The organism is Micromonospora cabrerizensis (genome assembly GCF_022230955.1).
In the GTDB taxonomy this organism is placed as follows: domain Bacteria; phylum Actinomycetota; class Actinomycetes; order Mycobacteriales; family Micromonosporaceae; genus Micromonospora; species Micromonospora cabrerizensis.
On the sequence record NZ_JAKKFI010000045.1, the window covers coordinates 72,507 to 88,481 of the forward strand.

At 72.6% G+C, this 15,975-nt stretch carries 20 protein-coding genes; 10 read left to right on the plus strand and 10 right to left on the minus strand.

Features of this window, described 5'->3' with window-relative positions; genetic code table 11:
• Nucleotides 1-90: 90 nt before the first annotated feature.
• Entirely contained in the window at nucleotides 91-1,173 is a 1,083-nt protein-coding gene (locus LADH09A_RS05555) for a substrate-binding domain-containing protein (RefSeq protein WP_238643648.1), read from the minus strand.
• A 96-nt stretch (nucleotides 1,174-1,269) separates the two neighbouring features.
• Between LADH09A_RS05555 and LADH09A_RS05560 the strand changes: the two genes are divergently transcribed.
• Nucleotides 1,270-1,728 (plus strand): MarR family winged helix-turn-helix transcriptional regulator, encoded by a 459-nt coding sequence (locus LADH09A_RS05560; protein ID WP_238643649.1) that lies wholly within the window; start codon nucleotides 1,270-1,272, stop codon nucleotides 1,726-1,728.
• Nucleotides 1,729-1,734: 6 nt separating this feature from the next.
• On the opposite strand, the gene LADH09A_RS05565 is transcribed toward LADH09A_RS05560, so the two are convergent.
• The 8 genes from LADH09A_RS05565 to LADH09A_RS05600 all read right to left on the minus strand — a co-directional run bounded on the left by LADH09A_RS05565 (nucleotide 1,735) and on the right by LADH09A_RS05600 (nucleotide 7,126).
• Complete coding sequence (locus LADH09A_RS05565) at nucleotides 1,735-2,109, minus strand: cupin domain-containing protein (RefSeq protein ID WP_238643650.1); 375 nt, start codon at nucleotides 2,107-2,109, stop codon at nucleotides 1,735-1,737.
• A gap of 130 nt (nucleotides 2,110-2,239) precedes the next feature.
• The gene (locus LADH09A_RS05570) at nucleotides 2,240-2,956 is read right to left on the minus strand and encodes an urease accessory protein UreD (RefSeq protein WP_238643651.1); all 717 of its coding nucleotides are present in this window, start codon (nucleotides 2,954-2,956) and stop codon (nucleotides 2,240-2,242) included.
• Entirely contained in the window at nucleotides 2,956-3,738 is a 783-nt protein-coding gene (gene ureG / locus LADH09A_RS05575) for an urease accessory protein UreG (RefSeq protein ID WP_308194477.1), read from the minus strand. Before ureG ends, LADH09A_RS05570 begins: the two co-directional genes overlap by 1 nt.
• Nucleotides 3,728-4,501, minus strand: a complete 774-nt coding sequence (locus tag LADH09A_RS05580; RefSeq protein ID WP_238643652.1) for an urease accessory protein UreF — start codon at nucleotides 4,499-4,501, stop codon at nucleotides 3,728-3,730. Before LADH09A_RS05580 ends, ureG begins: the two co-directional genes overlap by 11 nt.
• Nucleotides 4,501-6,204, minus strand: a complete 1,704-nt coding sequence (locus LADH09A_RS05585) for an urease subunit alpha (protein WP_238643653.1) — start codon at nucleotides 6,202-6,204, stop codon at nucleotides 4,501-4,503. The genes LADH09A_RS05580 and LADH09A_RS05585 overlap by 1 nt, the downstream gene beginning before the upstream one ends.
• Nucleotides 6,201-6,536: an urease subunit beta gene (locus LADH09A_RS05590; RefSeq protein WP_308194478.1), complete on the minus strand. Its 336-nt coding sequence runs from the start codon at nucleotides 6,534-6,536 to the stop codon at nucleotides 6,201-6,203. The genes LADH09A_RS05585 and LADH09A_RS05590 overlap by 4 nt, the downstream gene beginning before the upstream one ends.
• A complete protein-coding gene (locus LADH09A_RS05595) occupies nucleotides 6,533-6,835 on the minus strand; it encodes an urease subunit gamma (RefSeq protein WP_179779476.1) in 303 nt (100 codons plus the stop codon). Before LADH09A_RS05595 ends, LADH09A_RS05590 begins: the two co-directional genes overlap by 4 nt.
• A 93-nt stretch (nucleotides 6,836-6,928) precedes the next feature.
• Nucleotides 6,929-7,126 carry a hypothetical protein gene (locus LADH09A_RS05600; RefSeq protein WP_238643654.1) on the minus strand — a complete coding sequence of 66 codons (198 nt, stop codon included), beginning with the start codon at nucleotides 7,124-7,126 and terminating at the stop codon, nucleotides 6,929-6,931.
• Between the two features lie 34 nt (nucleotides 7,127-7,160).
• On the opposite strand from LADH09A_RS05600, the gene LADH09A_RS05605 reads away from it, so the two are divergent.
• From LADH09A_RS05605 to LADH09A_RS05615, 3 genes are all read left to right on the plus strand, one after another.
• Nucleotides 7,161-7,556, plus strand: a complete 396-nt coding sequence (locus LADH09A_RS05605; RefSeq protein ID WP_238643655.1) for a hypothetical protein — start codon at nucleotides 7,161-7,163, stop codon at nucleotides 7,554-7,556.
• Between the two features lie 278 nt (nucleotides 7,557-7,834).
• Complete coding sequence (locus tag LADH09A_RS05610) at nucleotides 7,835-8,500, plus strand: GAD-like domain-containing protein (RefSeq protein ID WP_238643656.1); 666 nt, start codon at nucleotides 7,835-7,837, stop codon at nucleotides 8,498-8,500.
• A 67-nt stretch (nucleotides 8,501-8,567) separates the two neighbouring features.
• Nucleotides 8,568-8,855 (plus strand): DUF7161 family protein, encoded by a 288-nt coding sequence (locus LADH09A_RS05615; protein WP_238643657.1) that lies wholly within the window; start codon nucleotides 8,568-8,570, stop codon nucleotides 8,853-8,855.
• A 74-nt stretch (nucleotides 8,856-8,929) separates the two neighbouring features.
• Here the strand turns inward: LADH09A_RS05615 and LADH09A_RS05620 are convergent, their stop codons facing one another.
• The gene (locus LADH09A_RS05620; protein ID WP_238643658.1) at nucleotides 8,930-10,105 is read right to left on the minus strand and encodes an LLM class flavin-dependent oxidoreductase; all 1,176 of its coding nucleotides are present in this window, start codon (nucleotides 10,103-10,105) and stop codon (nucleotides 8,930-8,932) included.
• Between the two features lie 190 nt (nucleotides 10,106-10,295).
• Between LADH09A_RS05620 and LADH09A_RS05625 the strand changes: the two genes are divergently transcribed.
• The 6 genes from LADH09A_RS05625 to LADH09A_RS05650 are packed head-to-tail and all read left to right on the plus strand — an operon-like array spanning nucleotide 10,296 to nucleotide 15,914.
• Entirely contained in the window at nucleotides 10,296-11,273 is a 978-nt protein-coding gene (locus LADH09A_RS05625; RefSeq protein ID WP_238643659.1) for an aliphatic sulfonate ABC transporter substrate-binding protein, read from the plus strand.
• Nucleotides 11,270-12,103, plus strand: a complete 834-nt coding sequence (locus tag LADH09A_RS05630) for an ABC transporter permease (protein ID WP_238643660.1) — start codon at nucleotides 11,270-11,272, stop codon at nucleotides 12,101-12,103. Before LADH09A_RS05625 ends, LADH09A_RS05630 begins: the two co-directional genes overlap by 4 nt.
• The gene (locus LADH09A_RS05635) at nucleotides 12,076-12,807 is read left to right on the plus strand and encodes an ABC transporter ATP-binding protein (protein ID WP_238643661.1); all 732 of its coding nucleotides are present in this window, start codon (nucleotides 12,076-12,078) and stop codon (nucleotides 12,805-12,807) included. The genes LADH09A_RS05630 and LADH09A_RS05635 overlap by 28 nt, the downstream gene beginning before the upstream one ends.
• A 14-nt stretch (nucleotides 12,808-12,821) precedes the next feature.
• The gene (locus tag LADH09A_RS05640) at nucleotides 12,822-14,228 is read left to right on the plus strand and encodes a selenium-binding family protein (RefSeq protein WP_238643662.1); all 1,407 of its coding nucleotides are present in this window, start codon (nucleotides 12,822-12,824) and stop codon (nucleotides 14,226-14,228) included.
• Nucleotides 14,225-14,854 carry a hypothetical protein gene (locus LADH09A_RS05645; protein ID WP_238643663.1) on the plus strand — a complete coding sequence of 210 codons (630 nt, stop codon included), beginning with the start codon at nucleotides 14,225-14,227 and terminating at the stop codon, nucleotides 14,852-14,854. Before LADH09A_RS05640 ends, LADH09A_RS05645 begins: the two co-directional genes overlap by 4 nt.
• Before the next feature lie 43 nt (nucleotides 14,855-14,897).
• Nucleotides 14,898-15,914 (plus strand): methyltransferase, encoded by a 1,017-nt coding sequence (locus tag LADH09A_RS05650; protein ID WP_238643664.1) that lies wholly within the window; start codon nucleotides 14,898-14,900, stop codon nucleotides 15,912-15,914.
• The last annotated feature ends 61 nt before the right edge of the window (nucleotides 15,915-15,975 follow it).

Here is a 15,975-nt window from a genome sequence, read left to right on the forward strand (position 1 = left end):
AGGGCCAGATACTTCACGCAGGAAGCATCTTAGGACGGCATCGGGTGGCGCTGTCAAGGGTCCGGGTGGGCCGGGCGGCGGCGCCAGGGCTCAGAGCTGGGCGAGCACGCTGAAGTCGAGCCCGTCGGCCTCGGCCAGGTAGATGCGCTGGCGTACGTGCCGTTGGCGTAGCCGCAACCGCCCGCGTGGCCCGTGGTAGGCCACCGTGTCAGCGGCCGTCTCGATAGCCCGTACGTCGAGGGTGCGGGCCTGGCCGATCAACGCCGCCAGCAACATCACGCCCTCGTAGCAGGACTCCCCCAGGCTGCCCAGCGGCGGCGCCTCCACCCCGAAGCGACGGGCGAACTCGCCGTGGAAGTCGAGGTTCTCCTGGGTGACCAGCCCGGCGAAGAAGCCCGCCGTGCTGTACAACCGCCGGGTCGCGCCGGCACCACTGGCCAGCAGCATGTTCTCGTCCATCAGGGTGCTCAGCCGCAGGCACCGCTGGTCCAGGCCGGATCGGGCGAACGCCCGGTTGAACCGCACCGCGTCGGCACCGACCAGCAGCATCAGCACCCCGTCGGCGTCACTGTGCTCGATGCGGCGCAACACCTCGGTGAAGTCGTGCGCGTCCAACGGCAGGAAGTGCCGGCCCACCACCTGCCCGCCGCCGCGCAGCGCGTACCGCTGGGCCGCCCGCGCGGTACGACGCGGCCACACGTAGTCGTTGCCGACCACGAACCAGCGACGCACCCCCTGCTCTCCCGCGAGCAGCCGCATCGCGGGCCACAGTTGGGCATCCGGCGTCTCGCTGGTCAGGAAGACCCCCTCGGTACGTTCACCACCCTCGTAGAGTGCGGTGTAGACGTACGGCACCCGGTGCGCGACGCGGGGCGCCAGCGCCTGGCGCACCGAGGAGATGTGCCACCCCGTCACCCCCTGCACCGCCCCCACCGACACCAACGCCTCGACCTCGGCGGCCACCTCGGCCGGCGGTGCGCCGCCGTCGACCGGCACCAGCCGCACCTCCCGGCCCAGCACACCGCCAGATCGGTTGATCTCCTCGACCGCGAGCTGCGCGCACAGCTCGCAGGTGGGACCGAACATGCCGGCCGGCCCGCGCATCGGGTAGACCAGCGCGATGCTGACCACGGCACGGTCGACGGTCAGCCACGGCGGTGCCGGCGCGGACATGAGCACATGATTGCCCGGCCCACGACCGAAGGCCAGGACTCACCACGGACCGGGACGACTCGCTACCATGACAGGGCCACCGGACCAGGGAGTTCCATGTCAGACGTGCCCGGGGCGCCAGCCGACCTGCTGCGCTCGCTCACCCGCGCCGAACGGCTGCTCTCTCGCCGGCTGGGCGCCGTCCTCGCCGAGGACGCGCTGAGCATCGAGGCATGGCGGGTGCTCTGCCTGCTCGCCGACGGCCAGGGCCACCCGATGAGCGAGGTGTCGGCCGAGGCGTCGCTGCCTCCCGGCACCCTCACCAAGCTGGTCGACCAGCTCGTCGACCGTAATCTCGTCTTCCGCCGCACCGACCCGATGGACCGTCGGCGGATCCGCGCCTATCTCACGGCCCGCGGCCGTCGCGAGCACGACCGCCTCGACCAGCGGGTCCGGGCCAACCTCGCCGAGCTGGGCGTGCCACAGTCCGGCGAGCTGACCGGTCAGCTCGCCGACCTGATCAGTCGTCTCGACCCGGCCCGCCGCCCCGCCGAGGCGATCGCCCCACGCCGGTGACGAGGCTCAGTCCACCCTGGTGAGCAGCGGCTTGCCCTTCTCGACGACGTACGTGGCCAGTTCGACGGCGACGCCGTCGCCGACGTTGCGAGCCTGGTGGTGGACCCCGTAGGGCACGGTCAGCGCATCACCGACGGTGCACACCACCGGCGACTGACCGTCGAGCGTGTACTCCAGAGACCCCTGGAGCACGCAGATGATCTCCTCGCCCGGGTGGAAGTGCTTGAACGGCGGCGAGTCCGGGGTGAACTCCACCCGACTCTGCACGACCTCCCGCCCGGGGATGCTGAGATCGTGCTTCTGCAGGTCGACACGCCACAGCCCCGGCGCTGCCTCCACAGCCGTCGGACTGATGCCCTCGGGCCGATCTCTTCCACTCATCACGGCCTCCTGTGAGCCGGCGGTCGGCTTGGCCTTCCGAGGATATGGGGCCGCAGACCCGTCCCGGGGCGGGATGGGCGAACACGAAGGCGCACGGCGCCGCGGGGTCGAGTGGTGCGGGCGCCTCGCGTCACCCGGTGAGGTGGGCACGCAGGGTGTGCGCGTCGGGCGCGGTGGCGGTCCACAGTGTCGCCGGGCCCCCGGCCAGCGGCAGTCGGGCGACTGTCCCGTCGACCGTCGCCGGTTCGGCGGGCCGCGACGGGTCGACCACCAGCAACGAGCCGGTGGCCGATGCGCCGCCGAGCACCGCGGGGCCGGCCCAGCCGGGCGCGCGCGGCCCCACCGCCAGGGACTGGCGCAGCAGCGGCCGACCACCGTAGTCGACCTGCGTGTGCACGACGGCACCACCGGGTGCCTCGCCGTACCGGCCGCAGATCAGCTCGTCGCGCCAGCGCAGGCTCGCCCCGGCGGCCACCGCGACGCGGGACTCGGCGAGGTGCGCGCAGCCGGCCGCCGCGACCAGCTGTTCGGGGAGCCAGTGCAGCGTGGCCCCGGCGTGCACCACCGCGGACACCGCCATCCGGGACACCGCACCGGGCCGGCCCGGCAGGGCGATCGACGCGGCCACGGTGTGCACGCGGACCGCGGCGCCCGGTCCCACCTCGATCTCCAACCGCAGGTCGTCACCGGCGAGCGGGCCGGCCGCCCCGCCGACGAGGTGCACCGTGGCGACACCACCGTCGGTCGGGGTCTGGCGCAGCAGGAGCGGCGTCTCTCCGTGCAGCTCGACCAGGACCGTGCCACCCCGGCCGTCGGCCCGGGCGACCAGCCGGGCGAGCGCCCGCATCAGGCCGGTCCGACCGGTACGGCGAGCGGGTGCAGGGCGGCGTGGTGGGCCAGCTCGTGCCGGATCCAGTCGGCGACCCGGCTCGCCGTCGGGTCTCCCACGATGGACAGGAAGAGGGTCGGAAGGTCACCGCGCCGGGCCCGCGCGTCACGGTCCATCACGGCGAGGTCCGCGCCCACCATCGACGCCAGGTCGGTCTTGTTGATCACGAGGAGGTCGGCGGCGGTGACCCCCGGCCCGCCCTTGCGGGGCACCTTGTCCCCGCCCGCCACGTCGACCACGAAGATCTGCCGGTCGACCAGCCCTCGGCTGAAGGTGGCGGTCAGGTTGTCTCCCCCGCTCTCCACGAGGACCAGGTCCAACGGGCCGACCGCCTCGGCCAGCTCGTCGACGGCGTCCAGGTTGGCGCCGATGTCGTCGCGGATCGCGGTGTGCGGGCAGCAGCCGGTCTCCACCGCGCGGATCCGGGCCGGGTCCAGCACGCCGGCCCGCCGCAGGAAGTCGGCGTCCTCGGTGGTGTAGATGTCGTTGGTGACGACGCCGAGCCGCAACTCGTCGGCGAAGGCCCGGCAGAGCGCGGCCACCAGGGCCGTCTTGCCGGACCCGACCGGGCCACCGATGCCGACCCGCAGGGCACGACCGGCACGGGCCAGCGGTGGGTGCGGGTCGACCCCCGGCTCGGGATGGGTGTGCGGGACGGTCTCGTCGTGCGGCGGGGCGGTCGGTGGCGGCGTGGTCGGGTCGACGGGCGTAGCGCTCGGCACAACAGTCTCAGGACGCAAAGAGACGCACCTCCCAGGTGGCATGGATTTCGGCATGGATGTCGGCGAGTGGAGCGGCGGCGGCCGGCAGCCGCTCCGGTGGGTCGTCGGCGGCCCGGGCCGCTTCGGCAGCCGTGCCGTCGCAGGCGTCGGCGAGGCCGACCAGCAGGGCCTGGACCTGGTACGGGTCGAGGCCGAGCAGGCGTACGCCGGCACTGGCCGCCCCGGTCACCGTCCCGTAGGCGGCGACCGTTGCGGTGTCGAGACGGGACAGCCCCGCCGCGGCGCAGAGCAGCCCGAGCACCAGCGGCTGGTGTGCGCCGCCGGGCGACGCGGGCAGATCGCCGAACGGGGCGTCCGGCCAGATGGCCCGCCCGGCCCGCAGCAGCGCCCGGCCCTGCCGGCGGGAGACGGTCCGCAACGTCGGCGCCGCGGTACGCGCGTCCAGCTCCACGTCGAGCTGGGCCAGCGTGCGCGACCGCGCCGCGGACCGGGCCAGCGCGTCCGGCCGTCGGGCCGACCCGGCGGATTCGGCCACGCCCGCGGACCCGGCTGCCTCGTCCGCGTCGGTGATCCCGGGCACCGCGGCCCGGTGTGCGGCCGCTGCGAACGCCGCACCGACCAGCCCGGCGGTGGCAAGCCGCCCGGCCAGGAACGCCTCCAACGAGGCCAGGTCGGTGACCCGGCCGGCGGCGACGGCCGCCTCCAGCCCTCCGGAGTGCGCGTGCGCCCCGGCCGGGAAGCGCCCGTCGGCCACCAGCAACAGCAGGCTCGGCGTGGCCATCAGAACAGGAAGTACCGCTGGGCCATCGGCAGCCGGGTCACCGGGTCCGGCTCGACCACCACACCGTCGATCCGCACCGTGAAGGTGTCCGGGTCCACCTCGATGCGCGGCATCGCGTTGTTCTCCGGCAGGTCGGCCTTTCCCCGTGACCGCACGTCGCCCACCGGCACCACCCGGCGGCGCACGTCCAGCCGAAGCCCGGCGTCCAGGGCCGCCGGCGCCACGAACGCCAGGCTGGTGGCGGCCGCCGCGGCACCGTACGCCCCGAACATCGGCCGCGGCAGCATCGGCTGCGGCGTCGGGATCGAGGCGTTCGCGTCACCCATCTGGGCGTACGCGATCATGCCGCCCTTGAGCACCAGGTGCGGTCGTACGCCGAAGAACGCCGGGTCCCAGAGGACCAGGTCGGCGAGCTTGCCCGGTTCGACCGAGCCGACCTCGTGCTCCAAGCCGTTGGCCATCGCCGCGCAGATGGTGTATTTCGCCACGTACCTTCGGGCCCGGTGGTTGTCGGCGGCGTTGTCGCCCGGCAGCGCGCCGACCCGCTCCTTCATCACGTGGGCGCTCTGCCAGGTCCGCAGGATCACCTCGCCGACCCGGCCCATCGCCTGCGCGTCGGAGCCGATGATGGAGATCGCGCCGAGGTCGTGCAGCAGGTCCTCGGCGGCCATCGTGGACGGCCGGATCCGGCTCTCGGCGAAGGCCAGGTCCTCCGGCACGGACGGGTTGAGGTGGTGGCAGACCATCAACATGTCCAGGTGCTCAGCGAGGGTGTTGGCGGTGTACGGCCGGGTCGGGTTGGTCGACGACGGCAGCACGTTCGGCTCGCTGGCCACCGTGATGATGTCCGGTGCGTGCCCGCCGCCGGCGCCCTCCGTGTGGTACGAGTGGATCGCCCGCCCACCGATCGCGCGCAGGGTGTCGGCGACGAAGCCGGCCTCGTTGAGCGTGTCGGTGTGGATCGACACCTGGACTCCGGACGCGTCGGCCACCCGCAGGCAGGCGTCGATCGCCGCCGGCGTGGTGCCCCAGTCCTCGTGCAGCTTGAAACCGCCCGCACCGGCCCGCAACTGTTCCCAGAGCGCCTCGCTGGAGACGGTGTTGCCCTTGCCGAGCAGCAGCACGTTGACCGGCATGGTGTCCAGCGCCTCGTGCATCCGGGCCAGGTGCCAGGCGTTCGGGGTGACGGTGGTCGCCCGGGTCCCCTCGGCCGGCCCGGTGCCACCGCCGACCAACGTGGTGACACCGCTGGCCAGGGCCTCCGTGACGATCTGCGGGCAGATGAAGTGCACGTGGGTGTCGACCGCGCCAGCGGTGAGGATCCGCCCGTTGCCGGCGATCACCTCGGTGGACGGGCCGATGACCAGGTCGGGGTGGACACCGGGCATGGTGTCCGGGTTGCCGGCCCGGCCGAGCGCCACGATGCGCCCGTCGCGCAGCCCCACGTCGGCCTTGACCACTCCCCAGTGGTCGAGCACCACCGCGCCGGTGATGACGGTGTCCAGTGCCCCCTCGGCGCGGGTGGCCCGGGACTGTCCCATCGACTCGCGGATCACCTTCCCGCCGCCGAAGACCGCCTCGTCACCACCGACGCAGTGATCAGTCTCCACCTCGATGAGCAGGTTGGTGTCGGCCAGCCGGATCCGGTCACCGGTCGTCGGCCCGTACAGGTCGATGTAGCGGTCCCGCCGCACGGCGCTCACTCCGGTGACCCGTCGGCCGCCGGCCGGTCCAGCGGGCCCGCGCACGCGCCGCGCAGCCCCGGCACGACGCGCGCGCCGCCGAACGGGACGAGGTCGACACTGCGGTTGATGGCCGGCTCGAACCGGACCGAGGTGCCCGCCGGCACGGCGAGCCGTTGCCCCCAGGCCGCGTCCCGGTCGAACGACAGGGCCGGGTTGGCTTCGGCGAAGTGGTAGTGCGAGCCCACCTGCACCGGCCGGTCGGCGGTGTTGACCACGAGCAGGGTGGTCACCGGACGACCCACGTTGATCTCGACCGGGCCGGCCGCCGGCAGGATCTCCCCCGGGATCACGGGATCGGGTGGTGCACCGTCACGAGCTTGGTGCCGTCCGGGAACGTCGCCTCCACCTGCACCTCCCTCAGCAGCTCGGGGATGCCGTCCTGGACGTCGTCGCGGCCGAGCACGCCCCGGCCGGCCGACATCAGGTCGACCACGGAGCGGCCGTCGCGGGCCCCTTCGAGCAGGAACGCGGTGATCACCGCGACGGCTTCGGGGTAGTTGAGGCGCAGGCCGCGCTCGCGGCGGGCGCGGGCGACATCGGCCGCGACGTGGACGAGCAGGCGGTCCTGCTCGTGCGGGCTGAGAAACACGGGCTTCTCCCGGTGGGGTGGGCGTGCCCGGCTCGCCGTCGGCCCGCAAAGGGCCACGCCGGGCAGCAGATCACCCGGGGGTACGAGCTGGAGTCACACGACCGCCGAGTGTCCCGCCGACGGGGCGATCCGGGACTCCACCATCCCGGCCCGCGCGACGGGCAACCGGCGGTGTCGGGTCGGATGCGGACCGCACCGCCCACCGCTGAGCCGACCGTAGAGGATCACCACCGGCCGGGGCAACAGCCGATCCGGGATCGCGCCGGCCCACTTCTGGGTGCCGGTGCTCATTCCCCTCGCCGACAACCCGGGGAATGATCACCGGATGACGGCGACGAGGGGTACGCGCGCACTGCTCGGTGTTCTGTTTCTGACGGCGGCCACGGTCGGGGCGTGGCTGCTCTGGCTGGGCTGGGACACCGACTACACGGTCGACGCGCAGACCGGCGCGAGCAGCGGCCCGTACGAGCCGTGGCAGGTGATCGGCTGTGTGCTGACGCTGGTCCTGCTGGCCGCGCTCGCCGGGACGCGGCTCAGCCCGTGGCTGGTGGCGCCGGTGATGACCGTGGCGTTCACGGCGGTCTGGTCGTGGCGGGCCGCCGGGACCGACGACAGCGGGCTGTGGGTGGTCGGGGCGATTCTGGTGCTGGTCGGGATGGCGGCCGGCAGCACTGTGGTGAGCCTCGCAGGGCGGCGGGTCGGCCAGCGGTTCGCCGGCTGACCTGCCGCGGGCCTGTTTCGTGAGGGCGATGCCTACTCCCACCAGCGGATCAGTTTCACCCCCTTGGCCAGCTCCACCCGGAAGCCGGTGGTGATCTCACCGCTGTCGCCCGGCGCGAGCGACAGTCACCAGGCCAGTTCTCCCATGGGTGCGTCACTCTCTGTGCCTTCCACGGCAATCGCAGGCGGTACGCGGTACGCGGTGGGTGTACCTTGGCCAGTTGCCAGATGCGGCCCGGCCAGTTCGCCGGCAGATTGGCGGCACGAGGGGGCAGGCCGATGGTCGATGACGACGTAGCGCAATTGGCTGAGATCTGGGGACCTCCAACCTGTTCCGCTCCGGTCCACGCTGATCGCCTGGCTCAGTTCGCAGGTGTCGTGCCTGAGCTACTGCTGGCCTGTTGGCGTACGTACGGATTCGCCGGCTTTGGCAGCGGGTCGTTCTGGTTGTGCGATCCCGATGTGTGGCAGCCGGCGATCGACGCGTGGACCAACGGCCTTGCCCTACCGGAAGAGGAACGATGGGTTGCCGTGAGCCGTAGTGCGTTCGGCGATGTGCAGGTGTGGGGGCAGCAGACAGGCTCACGGTTGACGATCACCGCGCAGTACGGGTGGGTAGTCCACACGGATCGGGCGGGCCGCGCGATGTCGGACGATCGCCGCGATGACCGGCTCTACGCGCTGTTGATGTGCCAGGACCGCAGCAGCGTTGACCTTCGCGGCGCCGACCGGAAGCCGTTGTTCGATCGGATACTCGCACTGCGTGGTCCGGTGGGCCCCGACACCATCTATGGCTTTGTCCCAGCCTTGGGTCTCGGCGGGGCGCTGCGTCCCGACCAGGCCGAGATCTTCGACGGACCCGTCCATCTGGAGCTGCTCGCCGAGCTCTCCGAGCGCCGCATCATGGACAAGGAAGACCTCCTGCACATGTGGATCGGTCAGTGACCGGCCCAGGCGCCGCCGACAGCCGGACGGCAGCTGGGCACCACCGAACACGGCCGCGCCTTCGCGTGTGCCCGTCAACCAGCCGACCGGGCCGGCGTTGATGGTGTGGCGGCCGGTGCGGGCCACCGATACGGGCCTGAAGGGACGTGCCGCACGCCTCCTGACCAGTGACCCGACCGACGATGCCGGATGGCCTGCCGACCTGCCGGCAGGTGTGACGGACGTGGTCATCGTCGAGGACACGCCCAGCGCTACAGCCACTCTGACGGTGCAGACCAGCGGGGACGCCGCGCCGACGAGCACCCGGGTCAGGTTTGACCAGCTCGCGGTGTGCGATGCGGTCGTAGAAGGGTGACTGCGGCCCCTTCTCATCTGCGCGCCACGGCCAGCCTTGGTCGACTCAATCGCCGGTTGGCCGGAGGCAGCCGGTCAGCGGGATCCGGCGGGCTGCGGCGCCGGCACTCCGGCGAACGGGACGTCGACGTGGTCGGCGGTCCCGGGCTGGCCGTCGGGGTGCTGCCACAGCCCTCGGTCGCGCAGGATCGGCAGCACACCCTCACCGAACCAGTACGCCTCCTCCAGGTGCGGATAGCCGGAGAGGATGAACTCGTCGATGCCGAGCGCGTGGTACTCGGCGATCCGGTCGGCGATCTCGCGGTGGCTGCCGACCAGCGCGGTGCCGGCCCCGCCACGGACCAGCCCGACGCCGGCCCACAGGTTGGGCGAGACCTCCAGGCTGTCGCGGGAGCCGCCGTGCAGGTCGAGCATCCGGCGCTGCCCCTCGGACTCACTGCGCCGTAGCCCGTCCTGCACCGCCCGGATGTCGGCCTCGGCGACGCCGTTGAGCAGGCGGCGGGCCTGCGCCCACGCCTCGTCGGCGGTGTCCCGGGCGATGACGTGCAGCCGGATGCCGAACCGCAGCTCGCGCCCGGCGTCGGCGGCCAGCGCGCGGACCCGGTCCAGTTTGTCGGCGACCTGGGCCGGCGGCTCGCCCCAGGTGAGGTAGACGTCGCTGTGCCGCACGGCCACCGGCAGGGCGGCGGCGGACGAGCCACCGAAGTAGACCGGCGGCACCGGGTCGGGCAGCCGGTGCAGCCGCGCCTGCTCGACGCGCAGGTGGGCGCCGGTGTGGTCGACGGTCTCACCCCGCCACAGCGCGTGCACGACGTGCAGGAACTCGTCGGCCCGCGCGTACCGGGAGTCCTTGTCCAGGAAGTCGCCGTACGCCCGCTGCTCCTGCGACTCGCCGCCCGTGACGACGTTGAGCAGCAGTCGGCCCCGGGACAGCCGCTGGAAGGTGGAGGCCATCTGGGCGGCCAGCGTCGGGGCCAGCAGCCCGGGTCGGAACGCGACCAGGAACCTGAGTCGCTCGGTCACCTCGGTGAGCATCGCGGTGCTCAGCCAGGCGTCCTCGCACCAGGCACCCGTCGGGGTGAGGGCGCCGACGAAGCCCAGTTGCTCGGCGGTGCGGGCGATCTGCCCGAGGTACGCCACGCTGGCCGGGCGGGCACCTCCGGCAGCACCGGTCGGTACGCCGTGGCCGCCCCCGACGATGTCCCGGCTGTCGCCGTTGGTGGGCAGGAACCAGTGGAAGGTGAGGGTCATCGCGGCTCTTTCCTCGGGTGCGCGGCGGGTGCGGGGACTGGTGCACGCGCCGCCGGCGGGCACCTCCTGAGGGGTGGGACGATCCCGCCGGCAGCCTACCCATAAAACCTATCGGGTTAGTAGGCTACCTGCCACGGCGCCGACGCCTGTCGATGCGCCCCAATCCGCATGTTCGACCCGAGGAGCCGCCATGCCCACCCCGTCGACGAGCCGTCCACCGCATCGCCGCCTCCTGACGGCCGCCCTCACCACCGTGGCGCTGCTCGCCACGGCAGCGGTGAGCGCGTGCGGCGGGTCCGCCGATGCCGACGGCACCGCCAGCAAACTCCGGATCGGCTACCAGCGCTTCGGCGGGCTGAGTCTGGTCAAGGCGCGCGGTGCGGCGCCGGACGTGGAGTGGTCGCTGTTCGAGAGCGGTCCGGCGCTCACCGAGGCGCTCAAGGCCGGCTCCATCGACATCGGACAGGTCGGCGAGGCGCCACCCGTCTTCGCCGCGGCCGGGAAGATCCCGTTCTCCATCATCGGCACCTCGGCGCCGATCCCGCAGGGTGAGGCCGTGCTCGTCAAGGCCGATCGAGGCTTCCGCAGCTTCGCCGACCTCAAGGGCAGAACCGTGGCCCTCAACAAGGGGTCGAACGTGCACTGGCTGCTGGTCCAGCTACTCAAGGCGAACAACATGACCCTGAAGGACATCCAGGTCAAGTACCTCAAGCCCGCGGAGGGACGGCCCGCGTTCGACGGCGGTCAGGTCGACGCCTGGGTGATCTGGGACCCGTACTTCGCGCTGGCCGAGCAACCGGGTGTCCAGGTGCTCGCCGACGCGACCGGACTGGCGAGCAACCGCGAGTACGTCCTCGCCGCCCCGGACGCCGTCACGAAGCGACCGGACGAGATCCGGGCCTTCCTCCAGCGCTACCGCGAGGTGACCGACTGGGGCATCGCCCATCCCGAGGAGCGGGCCAGCACGCTCGCCCCAGAGCTGAAGATTCCGCAGGACGTCACCAGCCGGGCCCTGGCCCGCAGCGCCAGACCCCTCGCCCCCGTCACCCCGGCCATCGGCGACGAACTTCAGGCCATCACCGACAGCTTCATCGCCCTGGACCTCATCCCGGGGCCGGTCGACATCCGGACCCGGGTGGACAGCCGGTTCAGTGAGGTGTTCCAGTGAGCCGTACGACGCTGGTCGAGGCGCCCGCGGAGATCGCGGCGGTGCCGGCGGTCACGCCCCGCCGTGTTCGCCCGGCCCGACGGTGGTGGCGGCTGGCCAGCCCGGTGGCGCTGGTCCTGGGCTGGGAGCTGGCCTCGCGGACCGGCCTGCTGGCACCCGAGAAACTGCCCGCGCCGAGCGACGTCCTGGCCACCGGCTGGCGGCTGAGCCAGGACGGGACGCTCGGCATCCACCTGCTGGACTCCCTCACCCGAGCCGGGGCCGGGCTGTTGATCGGCGGCGTCCTCGCCCTCGCCCTGGGCACCCTGGCAGGGCTGCTGCGGCTCGGCGACGACCTGGTCGACCCACCGGTGCAGATGGCCCGGATGCTCCCGCACCTGGGCCTGGTCCCGCTGCTGATCATCTGGGTCGGCATCGGTGAGTCACTCAAGATCAGCCTGGTGGCTCTGGGCGCGTTCTTCCCGATCTACTTCAACACCTACGCCGGCATCCGGGACATCGACGAGCGGCTGGTGGAGGCGGCCCGCACCTGCGGCCTGGGTCAGGCCGCCCGACTGCGGCACGTGGTGTTGCCGGGCGCGCTGCCGGCCCTGTTCCTCGGCCTGCGGCTGGCGATCGGGGCGGCCTGGCTCAGCCTCGTCGTCGGCGAGCAGGTCAACGCCCAGACCGGGATCGGCTTCCTGATGATGGAGGCACGGGAGTTCAGCCAGACCGACGTGGTGGTGCTGGGGCTGCTCGTCTACGCGCTGCTCGGGCTGATATCCGACCTTGCGCTGCGCGTCCTGGAGAGGAGGATGTTGACATGGCGTCGCGGACTGCGGGCCACCTGAACGACCCGGCACCGGTGCTGACCGCCCACGCGGTGCGACGGTCCTTCGGGCCGACGGTCGTGCTGGCCGGGGTCGACCTGGCCATCGCACGTGGCGAGGTGGTGGCCCTGCTGGGCGGCAGCGGTTCCGGCAAGAGCACGCTCCTGCGGGTTCTCGCCGGGCTCGACGGTGAGGCCAGCGGCACGAGCGTCGTGCACGGCACCGCCGCCGTGGTCTTCCAGGAACACCGGCTGCTGCCCTGGAAACGAGTGGCGGACAACGTCGGGCTCGGGCTGTCCGGGCCGGACTCCACCGACCGGATCCGGCGGGCGCTGGCCGAGGTCGGGCTCGCCGATCGGCACCGCGCCTGGCCAGCGGAGCTGTCCGGCGGGCAGGCGCAACGGGTGGCCGTCGCGCGGGCACTGGTGCGCGAGCCGGACGTGTTGCTGCTCGACGAGCCGTTCGGCGCCCTGGACGCGCTCACCCGCCTGCGGATGCAGATCCTGCTGCGCCGGCTGCGCGCCGAGCACGGCTTCGCGGCCCTGCTGGTCACCCACGACGTGGAAGAGGCGCTGTTGCTCGCCGACCGGATCCTGCTGCTCGACGAGGGCCGCATCGCCGCGGAGCTGCCCGTCGACCTGGCCCCCACCCGTACGCCGGACGACCCGGCCTTCGGCGCGCTGCGCCGCCACCTGCTCGACCGACTCGGCGTTCCCACCACCTGACGAGCGGAGATGCGATGACCCGCTGGACCCCCGACCCCACGTTCTACCCGTCGCCCCGCGAGGCGGTGACCGCACCGGCGGAGAAGCTCGCCTACGTGGCCGCCTTCGACCGTACGGCCAGCCGCCCGGACGCCATCGTGGTGTTGGACACCGACCCGGACTCCCCCGACTACGGCCGGGTGGTGGGCTGGACCGACCTACCCCACGTCGGCGACGAGCTGCACCACTTCGGTTGGAACGCGTGCAGCAGCGCGCTCTGTCCGACCGCCCCGCACCCGCACGTCGAGCGGCGCTACCTGATCGTGCCCGGCCTGCGGTCCTCGCGGATCCACGTGATCGACACCCAGCCGGACCCGCGTCAGCCGCGGGTCATCAAGGTGATCGGCCCGGAGGAGCTGGCGAAACGCGCCGGCTACTCGCGCCCGCACACGGTGCACTGTGGGCCGGACGGGATCTACCTCTCCGCGCTCGGGGGCGCCGACGGCGCGGAGGGCCCCGGGGGCATCGCCATCCTCGACCACACCACGTTCGAGGTCCGCGGGGCGTGGGAGGCCGACCGGGGCCCGCAGTTCCTGGCGTACGACCTGTGGTGGCACCTCACCCAGGACGTGCTGGTCACCAGCGAGTGGGGCACGCCGTCGATGATCGAGGACGGGATCATCGGCGAGTTGCTGCTGGGTCGACGCTACGGTCACGCCATCCACTTCTGGGACCTGGCGAAACGTCGGCACGTCCAGCGGGTCGACCTGGGCGATCAATATCAGATGCCGCTGGAGCTGCGCCCGGCGCACGACCCGTCGGCGTCGTACGGGTTCGTCGGGGTGGTGATCAGCGTCGAGGACCTGTCCGCCTCGGTCTGGCTGTGGCACCGCGACGGCGACGCCTGGGCGGTCACCAAGGTGATCGACATCCCGGCCGAGCCGGCCGACCCGGCGGATCTGCCCGACCTGCTCAAGCCGTTCGGGGCGGTGCCACCACTGGTGACCGACATCGACCTGTCCGTCGACGACCGATTCCTGTACGTCTCCTGCTGGGGCACCGGAGAGCTGCGCCAGTACGACGTCAGCGACCCACTGCACCCCGTGCTGACCGGCTCCGTGCATCTCGGTGGGATCGTGCGTCGCACGGCGCACCCGTCCGCCCCGGACGAGGCCCTGGCCGGCGGCCCGCAGATGGTGGAGGTGAGCCGGGACGGGCGGCGGGTCTACGTCAGCAACTCGCTCTACGGCGCGTGGGACGACCAGTTCTACCCCGACGGGGTGGGTGCCTGGCTGGCCAAGCTCGACGTGGACGTCGAGGCCGGCGGGCTCACCCCCGACGAGCGGTTCTTCCCGCACGGGGAGGAGTTCCGGGGCCTGCGGGTGCACCAGACCCGGTTGCAGGGCGGCGATGCGTCCTCCGACTCGTACTGCTTTCCGTGACCGTCTCCACCCTGGCGACGCTTGCCGCGCTCGGCGCGTTCCATGGTCTGAACCCGGCGATGGGTTGGCTGTTCGCGGTGGCCCGGGGCCTGCAGGAGCGCAGCCGGTCGGCGCTGCTGCGCGCCCTGTCGCCGATCGCGGCCGGCCACCTCGCCTCGGTGGGGATCGTCGCGGCACTGGTCACCGCGACGCGTTCGGTGACGGCGAGCACCGCCCTCGCGGTGGTCGGCGGCGTGCTGCTGGTGGCGTTCGGGTTGTGGCGGCTGCTCTCCGAGCGGCACTTCCGCTGGGCGGGGATGCGGCTGTCCGCGGCGCAGCTCGCCGGCTGGTCGTTCCTCATGTCGTCGGCCCACGGCGCGGGTCTGATGCTGTTGCCGGTGCTGGTGGCCGAGCCGGTGCCCGCGGGTCACTCCGGGCACCTGTCCAGCGCGCCGGCGGGTGCGCTGCCCGGGCTCGCCGCCGCCGGCGTGCACACCGTGGCGATGCTCGGCACCGCCCTGGTCATCGCCATGCTGGTCTACCAGGTGCTCGGGGTCGGGGTGCTGCGTCGGGCGTGGTTCAACGTCGATCGGCTCTGGGCCGGGGTGCTGGTGGCCGCCGGGTTGGTCACGCTGCTGCGGGCGTAGATCGCCCATCGTGGACGGACGTGATCTGTGGTCTCATGACGGCATGATCACTCCGACTCCCCTCATGCGTCTGGTGGCTGGTGTGTGGGGGTTCAAGACCCTCGCGGCCGGCGTCGAACTCGGTCTGTTCACCCGGCTCGCCGGGGGTCGGACGATGACCGTCGAGCAGGCCGCCGCCGAATTCGGGCTGCCCAACCGGCCCGCGGACCTGCTGCTGGCCGCCAGTGCGTCACTCGGCCTGTTGGAGAAGGCCGGCGACGGTTACCGCAATTCCGAGTTGGCCGAGCAGTTCCTCGTCGAGGGCCGCCCGTACTACTTCGGGGCGCAGGTCCGCTACTCGGACCTACGCACCTACCTGCCCTGGCACCGCATCGGCGAGGCCCTGCGCACGGATCGGCCGTTGACCTGGGACCCGGAGGCCCAGCAGTCGATGTTCGACACCGAGGACCCGGAGATGCTGGCCCAGTTCTGGGACGCGATGTTCTCCACGTCCAGCTTCACCGCCGCCGCGCTGGCCGACGCGTACGACTTCTCCGCCCACCGCCGACTGCTCGACGTCGGCGGTGGGGCCGGGGCGTTCCCCATCGAGTTCTGCCGCCGGCTGCCCGAGCTGCGGGCCACCGTCCTGGACCTGCCGCACGTCTGCGTACGGGCACAGGAGCGGATCGCCGAGGCCGGCCTGACCGGGCGGATCGACGCGGTGAGCGGCGACTTCCTCGCCGACCCGGCGCTGCCGGACGGGCACGACGTCATCCTGCTCAGCATGATCCTGCACGACTGGGACGAGCCGACGAACCGGGCGCTGCTGGCCCGGTGCCACGCGGCGCTGCCGCCCGGCGGGGCGATCGTCGTCTGCGAGCTGCTGCTCAACGACGAGCGGACCGGGCCGCCGGAGGCCGCGCTGATGGGGATGAACATGCTGGTCGAGACCGAGGGCGGCCGCAACTACTCGGGTGCCGAGTATGCCGCCTGGCTCACCGACGCCGGTTTCGTGGACGTGCGTACCGTGCCGTTCGACGCCCCGGGCGCCAACGGCGCGGTGGTGGCCCGGCGGGCCTGACCGACGACGACACCCGGCCCCGGTGCGAACCGTGGGCCGGGTGTCGCGGCGCCTCACGGCG

What these genes read in the sequence shown, in the direction of transcription:
- LADH09A_RS05555 (WP_238643648.1), bottom strand. Translation starts at nt 1,173, where the DNA reads ATGTCCGCGCCGGCACCGCCGTGGCTGACCGTCGACCGTGCCGTGGTC.
- LADH09A_RS05560 (WP_238643649.1), top strand. Translation starts at nt 1,270, where the DNA reads ATGTCAGACGTGCCCGGGGCGCCAGCCGACCTGCTGCGCTCGCTCACC.
- LADH09A_RS05565 (WP_238643650.1), bottom strand. Translation starts at nt 2,109, where the DNA reads ATGAGTGGAAGAGATCGGCCCGAGGGCATCAGTCCGACGGCTGTGGAG.
- LADH09A_RS05570 (WP_238643651.1), bottom strand. Translation starts at nt 2,956, where the DNA reads ATGCGGGCGCTCGCCCGGCTGGTCGCCCGGGCCGACGGCCGGGGTGGC.
- LADH09A_RS05580 (WP_238643652.1), bottom strand. Translation starts at nt 4,501, where the DNA reads ATGGCCACGCCGAGCCTGCTGTTGCTGGTGGCCGACGGGCGCTTCCCG.
- LADH09A_RS05600 (WP_238643654.1), bottom strand. Translation starts at nt 7,126, where the DNA reads ATGAGCACCGGCACCCAGAAGTGGGCCGGCGCGATCCCGGATCGGCTG.
- LADH09A_RS05605 (WP_238643655.1), top strand. Translation starts at nt 7,161, where the DNA reads ATGACGGCGACGAGGGGTACGCGCGCACTGCTCGGTGTTCTGTTTCTG.
- LADH09A_RS05610 (WP_238643656.1), top strand. Translation starts at nt 7,835, where the DNA reads ATGGTCGATGACGACGTAGCGCAATTGGCTGAGATCTGGGGACCTCCA.
- LADH09A_RS05620 (WP_238643658.1), bottom strand. Translation starts at nt 10,105, where the DNA reads ATGACCCTCACCTTCCACTGGTTCCTGCCCACCAACGGCGACAGCCGG.
- LADH09A_RS05625 (WP_238643659.1), top strand. Translation starts at nt 10,296, where the DNA reads ATGCCCACCCCGTCGACGAGCCGTCCACCGCATCGCCGCCTCCTGACG.
- LADH09A_RS05635 (WP_238643661.1), top strand. Translation starts at nt 12,076, where the DNA reads ATGGCGTCGCGGACTGCGGGCCACCTGAACGACCCGGCACCGGTGCTG.
- LADH09A_RS05640 (WP_238643662.1), top strand. Translation starts at nt 12,822, where the DNA reads ATGACCCGCTGGACCCCCGACCCCACGTTCTACCCGTCGCCCCGCGAG.
- LADH09A_RS05650 (WP_238643664.1), top strand. Translation starts at nt 14,898, where the DNA reads ATGATCACTCCGACTCCCCTCATGCGTCTGGTGGCTGGTGTGTGGGGG.